Origin of the sequence: Novosphingobium cyanobacteriorum (genome assembly GCF_029436685.1) — a bacterium.
Classification (GTDB): Bacteria; Pseudomonadota; Alphaproteobacteria; order Sphingomonadales; family Sphingomonadaceae; genus Novosphingobium; species Novosphingobium cyanobacteriorum.
This window is the reverse complement of the sequence record NZ_JAROCY010000007.1, coordinates 184,651-199,283: the sequence shown is the minus strand read 5'-3', so window position 1 is coordinate 199,283 and position 14,633 is coordinate 184,651. Positions and strand designations below refer to the sequence as shown.

Genomic DNA, 14,633 nt, shown 5'->3' with positions numbered 1-14,633 from the left:
ACCAAGGTTGTCCTTGCCACATGAAACCACGCAGTCCCCGGATTTCTACGTACATCGCAGATGGCACCGGTGATTCGCGGCTCATCTGCGTGGGCCACGGGCGGGCGGGAGGCGGGGCGCTGAATGCCCCACCGGGGAAAGCAGCATGCGTATCCGCAAAAATGCTTACTCTCCTGGCGTAAAATCACTTACAAGCTAAGTGGTTGTCGCAATTTGCTTCCATTGTGGCGGAAAATTTATGTTCCCCACTTGTTCCAAAAGAACAGAATGGGTACATAGTCCTTGTTGACGGTTCAGGTGAGCCATCTCTAGCAAGGGGAAGCAAGGCCATGGCGGCGCAGCTAAAGCTCATTCAGGAAGGCAAAGACAAGGACATGGACCGTCAGAAGGCGCTCGACGCAGCGCTCGCGCAGATTGACCGTGCGTTCGGCAAGGGCTCGGTGATGAAGCTGGGCTCCAAGGAAACGATGCAGGTCGAAGCGATTTCCACCGGCTCGCTGGGGCTCGACATCGCGCTCGGCGTGGGTGGCCTTCCGCGCGGCCGCGTGATCGAAGTCTATGGGCCGGAAAGCTCGGGCAAGACCACGCTGGCGCTCCACGTCATTGCCGAGGCGCAGAAGAACGGCGGCACCGCCGCTTTCGTCGACGCCGAACACGCGCTCGATCCCGTCTATGCGCGCAAGCTGGGCGTCAACATCGACGAACTCATCGTCTCGCAGCCCGATACCGGTGAACAGGCGCTCGAGATCACCGACACGCTGGTGCGCTCCAACGCCATCGACGTGCTGGTGGTGGACTCGGTCGCCGCGCTGGTGCCGCGTGCGGAAATCGAAGGCGAGATGGGCGACAGCCACGTCGGCCTCCAGGCCCGCCTGATGTCGCAGTCGCTGCGCAAGCTGACCGGCTCGATCAGCCGCTCGCGCTGCATGGTGATCTTCATCAACCAGCTGCGCATGAAGATCGGCGTGATGTACGGCAACCCGGAAACCACCACGGGCGGCAACGCGCTGAAGTTCTACGCCTCGGTCCGCCTCGACATCCGCCGCACCGGCCAGATCAAGGACCGGGACGAGATCGTCGGCAACGCCACCCGCGTGAAGGTCGTCAAGAACAAGGTCGCCCCGCCGTTCAAGCAGGTGGAATTCGACATCATGTATGGCGAAGGCATCTCCAAGATCGGCGAGATCCTCGACCTCGGCGTCAAGGCCGGGCTCGTGGAGAAATCGGGCGCATGGTTCAGCTATGACTCGATCCGCATCGGGCAGGGGCGTGAAAACGCCAAGACCTATCTCAAGCAGAACAAGGAAGTTTGCGACCGGCTGGAAGCTGCGATCCGCAGCCGGACCGAGCAGGTCGCCGAAGGGCTGATGGTGGGTCCGGACGCGGACGACGACATCTGATCCTTCAGGCGGCGGGGCCTCCATCCCCCCGCTCCCGCCGCCGGACCAAAAGACTGGCGCGTTCCCCGGCCGGAACGCGCCGGTTTCTTTTTGCCTGCGGCGGGGGGGCAGATCGTCTGCGCAGATGGGCCGTCAGCGTGCCTTCAATCGTTCTCGGTCGACTTCAGCCCCCTCTCAGTCGTCCCCAGCCGCTTTCAACCCCCTGTCATTTGCCCCGCCAAAGGGCCATTTCCACGCCACGCTTGCCCGCCGCCCCCCGCAGGCGTAGCCTCCATCCATGACGGGAGCGATGGACTGGCAGGGGACGGTGGGCCGCAACTGGGCGGCCGAAGCGGCGCGCACCGACCGCAGCTTTTCCGCGCTGACCCCGCACCTGCTTGAGCTGATCGACCATGCCGCCGGCGATTCGGCGGCCCGCATCGTCGACATCGGCTGCGGCGCCGGGCAGGTGACCGCAGCCGTTGCCGCCATCTGCCCGCGCGCGAAAGTGACCGGGGTAGACATCTCGCCCGAACTGGTCCGCACCGCGCAGTCCCGTTGCGCCGCGATGCCCAATGTGCGCGTGGAACTGGCCGATGCGGCGGAATGGCGCCACACCGGTGGGCCGGTCGATCTCTATGTCTCCCGCCACGGCGTGATGTTCTTCGATGATCCGCCCGCCGCATTCCGCAACCTGGCTGCAGGCGCGGCGCAGGGGGGGCGCATCGCCTTTTCCTGTTTCCGCAATCCGGCTGAAAACCTGTGGGCGTCGGAAATCGCGCGGCTGCTGCCGCCGTCGCCACCCAGCACCGCACCCTATCCGCCCGGCCCCTTCGCCTTTGCCGATCCCGACCATGTCTGCCACTGCATGGCGGGGTGGAAGGACCACGCGTTCACCCCGGTCAACTTCGCCTATATCGCCGGTGCGGGCGAGGACCCGGTGGCCGACGCGATGGATTTCTTCGCGCGAATCGGCCCCGCCGCCGCGGCCATCCGCGAACTGCCTGCCACGGCCCGTTCCGCCTTCGTCAAAGCGCTGGAAGCGCTGGTTCGGGACCACCATGTTGGCGGGCTGGTGAGCTTTCCCGCCGCCGCATGGCTGATAACCGCCACAGTCGATCACTCTCAACGTTGAAACGTGCTTGTTCCGCGCCGAACGCTCGCCTAATCCGCCGGGCATGACCTCGACGAACGAAATCCGCCGCTCCTTCCTCGACTACTTCGGCTCGCAGGGCCACGAGATCGTGCAGTCGGCGCCGCTGGTGCCCTACAACGATCCAACCCTGATGTTCACCAACGCGGGGATGGTGCCGTTCAAGAACGTGTTCACGGGCCTTGAGACCCGCAACACGCCGCGCGCCACGTCCTCGCAGAAGTGCGTGCGGGCGGGCGGCAAGCACAACGACCTGGACAACGTGGGCTATACCGCGCGGCACCACACGTTCTTCGAGATGCTGGGCAATTTCAGCTTTGGCGACTACTTCAAGGAACAGGCGATCACCCATGCGTGGACGCTGCTGACCAAGGAGTGGGGGCTGCCCAAGGACAAGCTGCTCGCCACCGTCTACCACACCGACGACGAGGCGTTCGAGCTGTGGAAGAAGATCGCGGGCCTGCCCGAAGATCGCATCATCCGCATCCCCACCAAGGACAACTTCTGGGCGATGGGTGATGATGGCCCCTGCGGCCCGTGCAGCGAAATCTTCTATGACCACGGCCCCGACATCTGGGGCGGCCCTCCGGGATCGGCGGAAGAGGACGGTGACCGCTTCATTGAAATCTGGAACCTGGTGTTCATGCAGTTCGAACAGACTGCGGGCGAGATCACCGGCAACCTGCCCAAGCCGAGCATCGACACGGGCATGGGGCTGGAACGCATCGCCGCGGTGCTTCAGGGCGAGCACGACAATTATGACACCGACACGTTCAAGGCGCTGATCGCCGCGAGCGAGAGCCTGACCGGGGTGAAGGCGCAAGGCGAGCAGACCGCCAGCCATCGCGTGATCGCCGATCACCTGCGCTCCACCAGCTTCCTGCTGGCCGATGGCGTGCTGCCCAGCAACGAAGGGCGCGGTTACGTGCTGCGCCGGATCATGCGCCGCGCCATGCGCCATGCGCACCTGTTGGGCGCGAAGGACCCGCTGATGCACCGGCTGGTGGGCGCGCTGGTGACCGAGATGGGCCAGGCCTATCCCGAGCTGGGCCGCGCGCAGCCGCTGATCGAGGAAACCCTGCTGCGCGAGGAAGTGCAGTTCCGCCGCACGCTGTCCAACGGGCTGAAGCTGCTGGACGAGGCGACAGGCGGGCTGGGCGAGGGCGACAAGCTGCCCGGCGAGACCGCGTTCCGCCTCTATGACACCTACGGCTTCCCCTATGACCTGACCGAGGACGCGCTGCGCGCCCGGGGCATCGCGGTGGACCGTGAAGGGTTTGAGGCGGCAATGGCGCAGCAGAAGGCCGCCGCACGCGCCGCGTGGAAGGGCAGCGGCCAGACCGCCGACAGCGAGGTGTGGTTCGACATCGCCGAGCGCGAAGGCGCGACCGAGTTTACCGGATATACCGCCACCACCGGCGAAGGCGTGATCGTGGCGCTGGTGAAGGACGGCAAGGAAGTGACCGAAGCCCATGCGGGCGACGCGGTGACCGTGCTGACCAACCAGACCCCGTTCTATGGCGAGAGCGGCGGGCAGATGGGCGATACCGGCACCATCAGCACCACCGAAGGCCTGAAGATCACGGTGGGTGACACCGCCAAGCCGCTGGGCCGTCTGCACGCGCACGTCGGCACGGTGGACGCGGGCAGCGTGAAGGTGGGCGATGCGGTGCAGCTGGCGGTGGACGTGGCCCGCCGCGACGCCACCCGTGCCAACCATTCGGCCACGCACCTGCTGCACGCGGCGTTGCGCCACCGGCTGGGCAAGCATGTGACGCAGAAGGGTTCGATGGTTTCGGCAGAGCGCCTGCGCTTCGACTTTTCGCAGCCGACCGCGTTGTCGCCGGAAGACATCGCCGCGATCGAGGCCGAGGTGAATGCCGAGATTCGCGCCAACGAGGCGGTGACCACCCGCCTTATGAGCCCGGAAGAGGCGATCGAGGCCGGGGCCATGGCGCTGTTCGGCGAAAAGTATGGCGACGAAGTGCGCGTGCTCAGCATGGGCCGAGTGAGCGATACGCATTATTCGGTGGAGCTGTGCGGCGGCACCCACGTGCGCGCGCTGGGCGATATCGGCGTGTTCCGCATCGTGAGCGAAAGCGCGGTTTCCAGCGGGGTTCGCCGCATCGAGGCGCTGACCGGCGAGGGCGCGCGCCACTGGCTGGTGGACCGTGAGGACAAGCTGAAGGGCGCGGCCAGCCTGCTGCGCACCACGCCCGACGAGGTGGAGGCGCGCGTCGCGGCGCTGCTCGACGAGCGGCGCAAGCTGGAGCGCGAACTGGCCGAAGCGAAGAAGGCACTGGCGCTTGGTGGCGGCGGTTCGGCGGCTGCAGCAGCCGATGAAGAGATCGGCGGCGTGAAGTTCAGCGGGCAAGTGCTCGACGGGCTGGACCCCAAGGAACTGCGCGGGCTGCTGGATCAGGCCAAGCAGCGGCTGGGATCGGGCGTGGCGGTGATCGTGGCGGTGAACGATGGCAAGGCCAGCATTGCCGCTGCCGTGACCGAAGACCTTGCCGGCAAGGTGAGCGCCGTGGACCTTGTGCGCGCCGGCGTGGAAGCGCTGGGCGGCAAGGGCGGCGGCGGCCGCCCGGACATGGCGCAGGGCGGCGGGCCTGACGGCAGCAAGGCTGCAGACGCGATCGCGGCGGCGAAGGGAGTGCTGGCGGGGTAGGTTCTCGCCAATATCAAAGAGCATTCCCACACCTGTCCGTGTCGGGCCCCTCGGCTCCGCTCGGGATAAACTTTCGGCCTGCGAGGCCGGAGGTAGATACTCGTGCGACCGGTGTCTCGACTTCGCTCGACACGAACGGATGGGTTGGTGCGTTACTGCCGCCTGCCACTGGCGCCGCGCGTTTCCGGTTCACTCCCGCGTGGCAGGTCCTTTTCGCCCATCGTGCGGTCGGTCAGTTGCTGGCCCTTGATCGCGCCCTTGTCCGGCTGGTCGCCCTGCGTGGCGGGGTTTAGAGCCTGATGACATGGGTTTGACCCGCCTTGACGGAGCCGATTTTGGCTCAGCGCAAGGAGGGAGGAGCAGTGCGATGCAGTCCATCGTGCGCGACGACCGATGCGGCGATGGGCCAAAAGCGGCCCGCCCCTTCGGGGTTGCCCGAGGAGGCCCGCTGGACAGCGTTGCGTCGCTTCCAGGGGCAACCAGCCCCTGCTTCGCGCCGCGCCTTGCCAGCGGGCCTCCTTGCGAAATCAAGGGGGATCAAACCCATGTCATCAGGCTCTAGGTCTGGCTGATTGCCTTTTGGCTGGGTCATTTCCGTTCTCCTTCAGCGGGATAACGGATGCCGGGCGAGGTGGTTGCCGCCGATCAGGTCTGCCGTTCACGCAGGCGGGACGACTTGAGCCGGGGGAGGCTGTCGAGCTCGCCTTCCTCCATGATCTGCTTGCGGAATTCGTCGCGCTTTTCATGGATCGAGGCGATGACCGGGCCCATCGGCACGCCGAGATCGACCAGCACCGCTTCCGACAGCTGCAGCGAGCTTTCCAGCGTTTCGGGCACGGCATGGCTGGCCCCGGCGCGGTAGAGTTCGGCGGCGTGTTCGGCATCGCGTGCGCGGACGATGATCGGCACGTCGGGGCGTTCGGCGCGCAGGCGGCGGACGATGCGCGAGGCGAGCACGGGTTCGTCCATCGTGAGGATCAGGGCGCGGGCGTGATCGAGATCGAGCCGTTCGAAGGCCGAACTGCTTTCGATGTTGCCGAACAGCACCGGCATGCCCGCCTCTCGCCCGGCACGCACCATTGCGGGATCGGAATCGATGGCGACGAAGGGCGTGCCGTGGACCTTGAGCATATCGCCCACCAGCCGCCCGACGCGGCCGAAGCCGAGGATCACGGCGCGATCGCCCTCTGGCGGCTCGATATCGGCATCGGCGGCGCGGCCTTCGGCCTTGCCCAGGCGGCGGCCCGACATCTCGCCCAGCTTGGCCAGCAGCGGCGTGATGGTGAGGCCGATGGCGGTGACGATCTGCCAGAACTGCGCGGTATCGGCATCGATCAGCCTCGCCTGCGCCGCCGTGGCGAGCACGATCAGCGTGGTTTCCGAAGGGCTGGCCATGAGGATGCCGGTCTGCAGCGCGGTGGACCGTTCCTTGCCCATCAGGCGCAGCGAGAGGCCGGTGACGATCGCCTTGAGCAGCACCACGCCGGTGACCGCGATGGCCAGCGAACCGGCGTTCTGCCACACCAGCCGCAGGTCTATGCCCATGCCGATGGTGATCAGAAACACGCCGAGCGCGAGGCCCTTGAACGGCTTGGTGATCGCCTCGACCTCGGTGTGATATTCGGTCTCGGCAATCAGCAGCCCGGCCAGCAGCGCGCCCATGATGGGGGACAGGCCCACCCCGCCGGTGGCGAGCGCGGCGACGATCACCACCAGCAGACTGGCGGCGAGGAACAGTTCCGGGCTTTTGGTCTGCGCGGCCTGGGCGAAGAGGCGGGGCAGCAGCAGCTTGCCCGCCACCAGCAGCGCGACGACGACCGCTCCGCCTTCCAGCAGCGTGCTGAGCAGGCTGGGCCCGCCCTCTGCCGAAGCCGGGCCCAGGGCGCCGAGCAGGAAGATGATGGGGACGAGGGCAATGTCTTCGAACAGCAGCATCGACAGCGCGGCCCGGCCGACCGGCCCCTGCGTGCCGGATATGGGCAGGACCAGCGCGGTTGAGGACAGGGCAAGGGCAAGGCCGAGGCCCAGCGCACCCGCGGTGCTTTCACCCGTGGCAAGGAGCGCGCCGGCGAGCAGCGCGGCGGAGACCGCAAGTTCCATCGCGCCCAGGCCGAATACCAGCCGGCGCATCTGCCACAGCCGGTTGAACGAAAGCTCCAGCCCGATTTCGAACAGCAGCAGGATGATGCCGAATTCCGCAAAGGGTTCGATCGCGTGGGGATCGGATATGGTGATGTGATAGAGCCACGGCACCTGCGGCACCATGGCGCCAAGGCCATAGGGGCCGACGGCGAGGCCGACGAGGATGAAGCCGATGATCGGCGTGATGCGCAGCCGGGCGAACGCCGGGATGACGATGCCTGCCGCGCCAAGAATGACGAGTGCATCGCTGAGCGCGGCGGTGGGTACAAGTGTTCCGGCCATGGCAGGACTCTAACCCCCTCAATGGCTTGGGGGCAACCCGTGGGCGGGATCAGGTGTCGGTCGTGGTGACGATTACCCGGTCGAAGCGCAGCGCGGCGGCATCGTCAGGCGTGATCCAGAAGCGGTGGATCGCTTCGCCGAAGTGGTGGCCGATGGCGGGATCGCTGCCCAGCTCGAGCAGCAGGATATGGCTGCGCGCGAGGCCCTGTTCGGCGGCGGGGGCGGTGGAAGGCAGGCCGAGCATGCGGGCGGGGGCCTGCACGTGGTACCCTTCATCGGTGCGGGTGACGAGCAGGTGGCGGTGGATCACGCGCAGCAGGATTTCCACGGGCACGCGCGTGGCCGCTTCCGGGTGGGCGTGCAGGGTGGTTTCAACCGCTGCCTCCAGCACGGCGGGCGCCACTTCGAGTGAGAACGGCACCTGCGCGGCGAACCACTGCCAGAAGACCTGCCGCTCCTGCGTGCCGACAAGCGCGAAGGCGGGGTTGCGCATGGCATGGTCGAACCAGGCCAGCGCTTCCTCGCGCACGTGGATGAGGCGTTCGGCATGGGCGGACTGGGCCGCTGCGGGTTCAAGGCTGGCGGAAAGGTGGCTCGTCTCGCGATCGATCTCGCGAACCAGCAGGGCCGTGGCGATCTGGACCGAAAGCCAGTCCTGCGGGAATCCGTCCCACGGGCAGGCCATCCCGTCAAAGTCCTGCGGACCAAAGGGATCGGCGGGATGATCCTCACCCTGCAGGGCGACGAGCGCGTCGATCGGGGGCCTGCCATCTTCGTCGAGCGGGGTTGCGACAGGATCGAACGGCCATTGCGGCAGGATCGGCGTGCCCTGTTCATCGCTCAGGGCCCAGGGCCAGAACCGGCTGCCACCTTCGCCATAGGCTGCGGCAAGATCGTCAGGCGGGGCGAGTTCCTGCAGCGGCCCGGTTGATGGCGGATCATAGGCGACATGGCAGGCCGGTGGCGTGCGGCCATCCAGTTCCATGAAGAACAGCAGCGTGCCCCGCGCGGGCAGGTTGCCAAGCGAGACGTCGTAGGGGACCTGCGCGCAATCGACCTGCAGCAGGAAGTGCAGCGGCTGCCCTTCGGCATTGCGCGGCCAGGGGAAGGCCCGGCCCACTTGCGGCATGCCGCCATAGAAGCTGCGGCTGCCGGCCCCGGCCAGCGGCGGAAAGTGCTGACGCAAGACGATGGCGCGCGCTTGCCGGATGGGCTGCCTGGCCGCTTCGGGCGCGGTGTCCTGCGGCTGTTCCTCCGTGGGGGCAGGGGCGATGGGCTCTTCCCCCTCGAGCGCGGAGACGGAGAAGGTGCGCTTGCGGCCGCCGGACTGGCGCGCCTGCTTCTGCAGCGCCTTGTCCGCCTTCGCATCGCGCTGGCGGCGCTGCACCCGCGGGCTGCGCTTGCGCAGCAGGTACACGATCAGGCCGATCAGGCAGACCATGCTGGCAAGGAAGATCGCCGCGAGGACGATGAGGCCCGGATCCATTCCGCCTTCGGTCAACACGTGCTGCGCTCCTCCTGTGCCAAGCTGTTGCCGCACAGCGCGCGCCTGTCAAATCCCGGCCATGTCTTCGCGCATGAAATCCCCATGAAAAAGGCCCCGGGGTTGCCGGGGCCTGTTCCAATCAGCGGGGGTGAAGTCCGGGCGATCAGGCCCAGTTCTTCATTTCCGTCTCGAGGTTCTGGACGATCGCCTCGAAGAACTTCTCGGTGGTCATCCATGCCTGGTCCGGCCCGATCAGCAGCGCGAGGTCCTTGGTCATCTTGCCGCTTTCCACGGTCTCGATGCACACGCGCTCCAGCGTTTCGGCAAACTTCACCACGTCCGGCGTTTCGTCGAACTTGCCGCGGTAGATCAGGCCGCGGGTCCACGCGAAGATCGAGGCGATCGGGTTGGTGGAGGTCTGCTTGCCCTGCTGGTGCTGGCGATAGTGGCGGGTCACGGTGCCGTGCGCGGCCTCAGCCTCGATGGTCTTGCCATCGGGCGACATGAGGACCGAAGTCATCAGGCCGAGCGAGCCAAAGCCCTGCGCCACGGTGTCGGACTGCACGTCACCGTCATAGTTCTTGCACGCCCACACGAACTTGCCCGACCACTTGAGCGCCGAAGCGACCATGTCGTCGATCAGGCGGTGTTCGTAGACGATGCCGGCGGCGGCGAACTTTTCCTTGAAGCCTTCGCTGTCGAACACTTCCTGGAACAGGTCCTTGAAGCGGCCGTCATAGGCCTTGAGGATGGTGTTCTTGGTGGAGAGATACACCGGCCAGCCCAGCGACAGGCCATAGTTGAACGAGGCGCGGGCGAAATCGCGGATCGAATCGTCCAGGTTGTACATCGCCATGGCGACGCCGCCCGAAGGATACTTGAACACTTCGCGGTCGATCACTTCGCCGTTGTCGCCTTCCCACACCAGGCGCAGCTTGCCGGGGCCGGGGACGACGAAATCGGTGGCGCGGTACTGGTCACCAAAGGCGTGGCGGCCGACGACGATCGGGTCGGTCCAGCCGGGGACCAGGCGCGGCACGTTCTGGATCACGATGGGTTCGCGGAAGACGACGCCGCCCAGGATGTTGCGGATCGTGCCGTTGGGGCTCTTCCACATCGACTTGAGGTTGAATTCCTCGACGCGCGCTTCGTCGGGGGTGATCGTGGCGCACTTCACGCCCACGCCGTACTGCTTGATCGCATTGGCGGAATCGATGGTGATCTGGTCGTCCGTCTCGTCGCGCTTCTGCACCGAGAGGTCATAGTACTTCAGATCGATGTCGAGGTAGGGCAGGATCAGGCGTTCGCGAATCCACTCCCAGATGATCCGGGTCATTTCGTCGCCGTCGAGTTCGACGACCGGGTTCTTCACCTTGATCTTCGCCATGTCCGTCCTGTCTGTTTCCTGGGAGGAGAATCGCGGTTCCCTTAGCAGGTGCGTGCCCACGTGCAAGAACCGGCGCAAAGAGGAAGCTCTCTCTGCACATTCTCGATGGTTGGTGCTGCCACTGCAGGGGTGGACAGCGATGGGCAACCGGCACTAGGCTTAACCGATCAATTAAGAATCCGAGGAGGATGCACGATGAGCGAAGTCCTGACCGAAGTGGACGGCAATGTCCTGATCGTCACGATCAACCGGCCTGATGCCAAGAACGCCATGAACAAGGCTGCGGCTGAGGGCATCGCCGCGGCGATGGACCGGCTGGATGCCGAGGCCGATCTGCGCGTGGCGATCCTCACCGGCGCTGGCGGCACGTTCTGTTCGGGCATGGATCTGAAGGGCTTCCTGCGCGGCGAATCGCCATCGCTGCCGGGGCGCGGCTTTGGCGGGCTTTCCGAGTGGACGCCCAAGAAGCCGATCATCGCCGCGGTCGACGGCTATGCCCTGGCCGGTGGCATGGAACTGGCGCTGTCGTGTGATCTGATCGTGGCCCATGCCGGATCCAAGTTCGGCATTCCCGAAGCCAAGCGCGGCCTGGCCGCCGCCGCCGGTGGCCTGATCAAGCTGCCGCGCCAGATTCCGCCGCGCATCGCCATGGAACTGGCGCTGACGGGCGATTTCATCAGCGCGCAACGTGCCTACGAGCTGGGCTTCATCAACCAGATCAGCGAAGGTCCTTCGATCGATGCGGCCAAGGCGCTGGCCGCGCGCATTGCCGAGAATGGCCCGCTGGCCCTGATCGCGTCCAAGGGCATCATCCGCGATTCGCACGAATGGACCGAGGCGGAGATGTGGGACCGGCAGCAGGCGTATATCACCCCGGTCTTCAGCAGCCAGGACGCGCGCGAAGGTGCGGCCGCCTTTGCCGAAAAGCGTAAGCCCAACTGGCAGGGCAGGTAACCGCAAGTGCGCGGCGTTCCGAGGGAGAGACCGGAACGCCGCGCATCGTCTGCAGCGCGCCTCAGCCGCGCGCGACGGGCAGGGCCTTGGGGCTGCGGAAGTTTGAACTGGAAACCCAGTCCAGCCGGTCGGTGGTCCGCGTGAAGTCGGGCACCACGGCAAGCAGCTCCTCATAGGCAATCTGCGTTGCCAGCCGGCCGATGGCCGAACCCAGGCAGGCATGGACCCCGCCGCCGAAGCCAAGATGGCGCTTTGGCCGCCGGGCCAGATCATAAACGTCCGGGTTCTCGAACATCCGCTCGTCGCGGTTGGCCGATCCATAGGCCAGGATCACGGCGTCCCCCGCCTTCATCACCTGCCCGTGCAGTTCCACATCGCACGTCAACGTGCGCTTGAAGCGCTGGGCGGACGTATTGAAACGCAGCGATTCCTCGATGGCGTCGGTGATCAGCGATCGGTCGCCGGCTATCTTGCGCCGCACGTCGGGCAGTTCTGCCATGTTCAGTCCGAACATCGCCATGAAGCCAGACAGGCTTTCGATCCCCGCCATGATCAGCGTGGTGACGGTCAGCTGCACTTCCAGGTCCAGCAGCTTCTCGCCGTCGATCTCCGCGGTGATGAAGTTGGATAGCAGGTCGTCGCCGGGGTTCTTCTTGCGCTCCTGCACAAGGTTCTGTGCATAGTCGGCCATCCAGCGGAACGCGGCGAGATGCTCCTCGCCCTTCTTGCGTGTGACCGGATCGGTCTGCACCATCAGCACCGCATTGCGCCGCACAAGATCGGCGTTCTCTTCGGGCAGTGCGAAAAGGTGGAACAGCAGGTCCACCGTTACCCTGGCGCCATAATCGTTGACGAGGTCGAACTCGCGCCTGCCGTCCAGCGCGGCAAGATGCGCGCGGCATGATGCGCGGGCGGGCTCGACGATGTGGTCCAGCGCGCGCTTGGTCACCGCCGACTGGATCAGCGCGCGCAGCCGGTCATGCCGTGGCGGATCGCTGCTGCCCAGCGTGGAACCGGCGCGACCGGGAAACTCGTCGACCAGGTTGCCCTTTGCCGAGCTGTAGGTGCGCCAGTCCTGCAGCGCGCCCAGGATGTCGTGATAGCGCGAAAGCACCCACTTGCCCGCTTCCTCTGACCAGAAGCAGGGATACTCGTCGCGCAGCGTGCGATAGGCCGGGAACGGATCGGCATCCATCGCAGGCGAATAGGGGTCATAGCGGAAGGCGGCACTGGCCGGTGCTTCGGCAATCATGGTGCGGGTTCCTCTCTCCAAGGGGTGAGGCAATCATGCGCGTGGCTGTGGCCCCGCGCCACGCAGCTTCCGTGCATTATCTTGCACTTTTGATGCAATCAGCCATGCTCCAGTCATGGCAAAAGGTGTTGGCAATCCCCCTGCGATAACCCGTTTCGCGCTCTATGGTGAAGGCGATGCAGCGGTTTCGCCAGAGTTCGTCCATGTCGAGCGGATATTCGAACGCTCCAGCCGCAACGACTGGACAATCGAACCACATGCCCACCCCGGCCTGCTGCAGTGCCTGTTGCTGCAATCGGGCGGCGTTGTCCTGGCTGATGAGGCTGGGCGCCGGCGCGAGCGCGGGCCAGGCGTCTTCGTGGCGCCGCCTGGCACGGTCCACGCCTTCCGCTTCACGCGCGGGGCCGAAGGCTGGGTCCTGTCGATCGCAGCGGACCTGCTGGACGATCCGCGCATGGCGGGGTTCTGTGGCCGCCTGAACCTGCCACAGGATGCGGCGGCATGGATCGGACTTCAGGCCGGTGCGCGCCCTGCCGAGCGGCTGGGCTGGCTGCTGGCCGATCTCGACGGGCGATTGGCCGAAGGCGAAGCGGGGGGTGGCGTGGTGCTGGGGCAAGTTCTGCTCGCACTGGCCATTGTTGCGGACGCGGCCGATTCCAGCGTGAACCCCGTTCCTCCCGACCCGCGCGGACGCCTCGCCACCCGCTTCCGGGCGCTCGTGGATGTCCACTATCGCGAACACTGGCGCGTGGAGGATTATGCTGCCGCACTCGGCACCACCCGGGCCACGCTGGGGCGCGCCTGCCGCAACCGCTTCGGGCGCGCGCCCGCCGAAATCGCCCATGATCGCCTGTTGAAAGAGGCACAGCGGCTGCTGGCTTTCAGCGGCGGCTCAGTCGCCGAAATTGCCGACGCTCTCGGCTTTGCCGATCCTGCCTACTTCGCGCGCTTCTTCAAGACGCGCAGCGGCATGACCGCCACGGCATTCCGCGAATCGCGGGGTCGCGCGGGCTGAAGGGCGGGCATCGTGGTCGCCACCTATCTTGTAATCTGCTGCAACGCGGTAAAGAGAGGCGTGGGGAGCAAAGAATGGAAATTCAGCAAGCGTTTCGAGTGCTCGGTTGCTTTGTGCTGGTGGTGACCATGGTCATGGTCGCCGTCTGGTTCGGCACGCTGAGTTGAGCTTTTTGTCGGTCCAATGCCTGCGATAAAGGCATTGGACCTTTTTCTGGCGCTCGCTTCGAAACGATGGGGATGGCGGCAAGGCGGCTTACGCATCCATTTGATCACGACTGCTGGCCCCAACAGCGCGCATCCAACAAAAAACCCCGCCAAAAGGCGGGGTTTTTGGTGCGATGGTGGGCGTAGCAAGGATTGAACTTGCGACCCCTACGATGTCAACATAGTGCTCTACCACTGAGCTATACGCCCGGCACCATCGGCATTCCCGCCACCGTTCCGCGGCGAGAGGCAGCCCCTTAGCCTCGCATGATTGGGCTGGCAAGGGGGTATCACCAGCCGATTGTCACACCAGCGGCTGTCCGCTTCCGGCCAGGGGGTGATCCTCGAACAGGCGCTCCACTTCCAGCACCAGATCGCGCAGGTGGAACGGCTTTGACAGCACCCGCGCCTGCGGTGCCTCGCGATTGGCCTTCAGCGTCACCGCCGCAAATCCGGTGATGAACATCACCTTGGTGGCGGGGCTGATCTCGGCACAGCGCTGCGCCAGTTCGATCCCGTCCATCTCCGGCATCACGATGTCCGACAGCAGCAGGTCGAAGTGCTGCGATTCGAGCAGTGGCACCGCCTCGGTGCCACGGTCCACGGCCACCACTTCGTATCCGTTGTTCTCCAGCGCGCGGGCCAGGTAGGTGCGCATGGCTTCTTCGTCTTCGGCCAGCAGGATGCGGATCATGGGGTACCTTCG

The 14,633-nt window shown here is 65.8% G+C and carries 10 protein-coding genes and 1 tRNA gene; 5 read left to right on the top strand and 6 right to left on the bottom strand.

What is annotated here, in order from left to right; translation table 11 throughout:
* Positions 1-329: 329 nt before the first annotated feature.
* The 3 genes from recA (at position 330) to alaS (ending at position 5,203) form a co-directional block, all read left to right on the top strand.
* Positions 330-1,400: a recombinase RecA gene (gene recA / locus POM99_RS09660; RefSeq protein WP_277277190.1), complete on the top strand. Its 1,071-nt coding sequence runs from the start codon at positions 330-332 to the stop codon at positions 1,398-1,400.
* 277 nt (positions 1,401-1,677) lie between these two features.
* Positions 1,678-2,514 (top strand): class I SAM-dependent methyltransferase, encoded by an 837-nt coding sequence (locus POM99_RS09655; RefSeq protein ID WP_277277188.1) that lies wholly within the window; start codon positions 1,678-1,680, stop codon positions 2,512-2,514.
* Positions 2,515-2,557: 43 nt separating this feature from the next.
* On the top strand, positions 2,558-5,203 hold the full coding sequence (gene alaS / locus POM99_RS09650) for an alanine--tRNA ligase (protein ID WP_277277187.1): 2,646 nt from the start codon (positions 2,558-2,560) through the stop codon (positions 5,201-5,203).
* 645 nt (positions 5,204-5,848) lie between these two features.
* On the opposite strand, the gene POM99_RS09645 is transcribed toward alaS, so the two are convergent.
* The 3 genes from POM99_RS09645 to POM99_RS09635 form a co-directional block, all read right to left on the bottom strand.
* The gene (locus POM99_RS09645) at positions 5,849-7,627 is read right to left on the bottom strand and encodes a cation:proton antiporter domain-containing protein (RefSeq protein WP_277277184.1); all 1,779 of its coding nucleotides are present in this window, start codon (positions 7,625-7,627) and stop codon (positions 5,849-5,851) included.
* Between the two features lie 49 nt (positions 7,628-7,676).
* A complete protein-coding gene (locus POM99_RS09640; protein ID WP_277277182.1) occupies positions 7,677-9,131 on the bottom strand; it encodes a DUF1963 domain-containing protein in 1,455 nt (484 codons plus the stop codon).
* Between the two features lie 145 nt (positions 9,132-9,276).
* On the bottom strand, positions 9,277-10,500 hold the full coding sequence (locus tag POM99_RS09635) for an NADP-dependent isocitrate dehydrogenase (protein ID WP_277277180.1): 1,224 nt from the start codon (positions 10,498-10,500) through the stop codon (positions 9,277-9,279).
* Between the two features lie 195 nt (positions 10,501-10,695).
* Between POM99_RS09635 and POM99_RS09630 the strand changes: the two genes are divergently transcribed.
* A complete protein-coding gene (locus tag POM99_RS09630) occupies positions 10,696-11,454 on the top strand; it encodes a crotonase/enoyl-CoA hydratase family protein (RefSeq protein WP_277277178.1) in 759 nt (252 codons plus the stop codon).
* Positions 11,455-11,515: 61 nt separating this feature from the next.
* Here the strand turns inward: POM99_RS09630 and POM99_RS09625 are convergent, their stop codons facing one another.
* Positions 11,516-12,706, bottom strand: coding sequence for a cytochrome P450 (locus POM99_RS09625; RefSeq protein WP_277277176.1), 1,191 nt, complete (start codon positions 12,704-12,706; stop codon positions 11,516-11,518).
* Positions 12,707-12,821: 115 nt separating this feature from the next.
* On the opposite strand from POM99_RS09625, the gene POM99_RS09620 reads away from it, so the two are divergent.
* Entirely contained in the window at positions 12,822-13,721 is a 900-nt protein-coding gene (locus POM99_RS09620) for a helix-turn-helix domain-containing protein (RefSeq protein ID WP_277277174.1), read from the top strand.
* A 341-nt stretch (positions 13,722-14,062) separates the two neighbouring features.
* On the opposite strand, the gene POM99_RS09615 is transcribed toward POM99_RS09620, so the two are convergent.
* Both POM99_RS09615 and cpdR read right to left on the bottom strand, forming a co-directional pair.
* Positions 14,063-14,137 (bottom strand) — tRNA-Val (locus POM99_RS09615).
* A 94-nt stretch (positions 14,138-14,231) separates the two neighbouring features.
* A complete protein-coding gene (gene cpdR, locus POM99_RS09610) occupies positions 14,232-14,621 on the bottom strand; it encodes a cell cycle two-component system response regulator CpdR (RefSeq protein ID WP_277277172.1) in 390 nt (129 codons plus the stop codon).
* Between the last annotated feature and the right edge of the window lie 12 nt (positions 14,622-14,633).

Bases quoted from the DNA above. Each gene is read 5' to 3' on its own strand.
- recA (WP_277277190.1), top strand. From the start codon at position 330: ATGGCGGCGCAGCTAAAGCTCATTCAGGAAGGCAAAGACAAGGACATG.
- POM99_RS09655 (WP_277277188.1), top strand. From the start codon at position 1,678: ATGACGGGAGCGATGGACTGGCAGGGGACGGTGGGCCGCAACTGGGCG.
- alaS (WP_277277187.1), top strand. From the start codon at position 2,558: ATGACCTCGACGAACGAAATCCGCCGCTCCTTCCTCGACTACTTCGGC.
- POM99_RS09645 (WP_277277184.1), bottom strand. From the start codon at position 7,627: ATGGCCGGAACACTTGTACCCACCGCCGCGCTCAGCGATGCACTCGTC.
- POM99_RS09635 (WP_277277180.1), bottom strand. From the start codon at position 10,500: ATGGCGAAGATCAAGGTGAAGAACCCGGTCGTCGAACTCGACGGCGAC.
- POM99_RS09630 (WP_277277178.1), top strand. From the start codon at position 10,696: ATGAGCGAAGTCCTGACCGAAGTGGACGGCAATGTCCTGATCGTCACG.
- POM99_RS09625 (WP_277277176.1), bottom strand. From the start codon at position 12,706: ATGATTGCCGAAGCACCGGCCAGTGCCGCCTTCCGCTATGACCCCTAT.
- POM99_RS09620 (WP_277277174.1), top strand. From the start codon at position 12,822: ATGGCAAAAGGTGTTGGCAATCCCCCTGCGATAACCCGTTTCGCGCTC.
- cpdR (WP_277277172.1), bottom strand. From the start codon at position 14,621: ATGATCCGCATCCTGCTGGCCGAAGACGAAGAAGCCATGCGCACCTAC.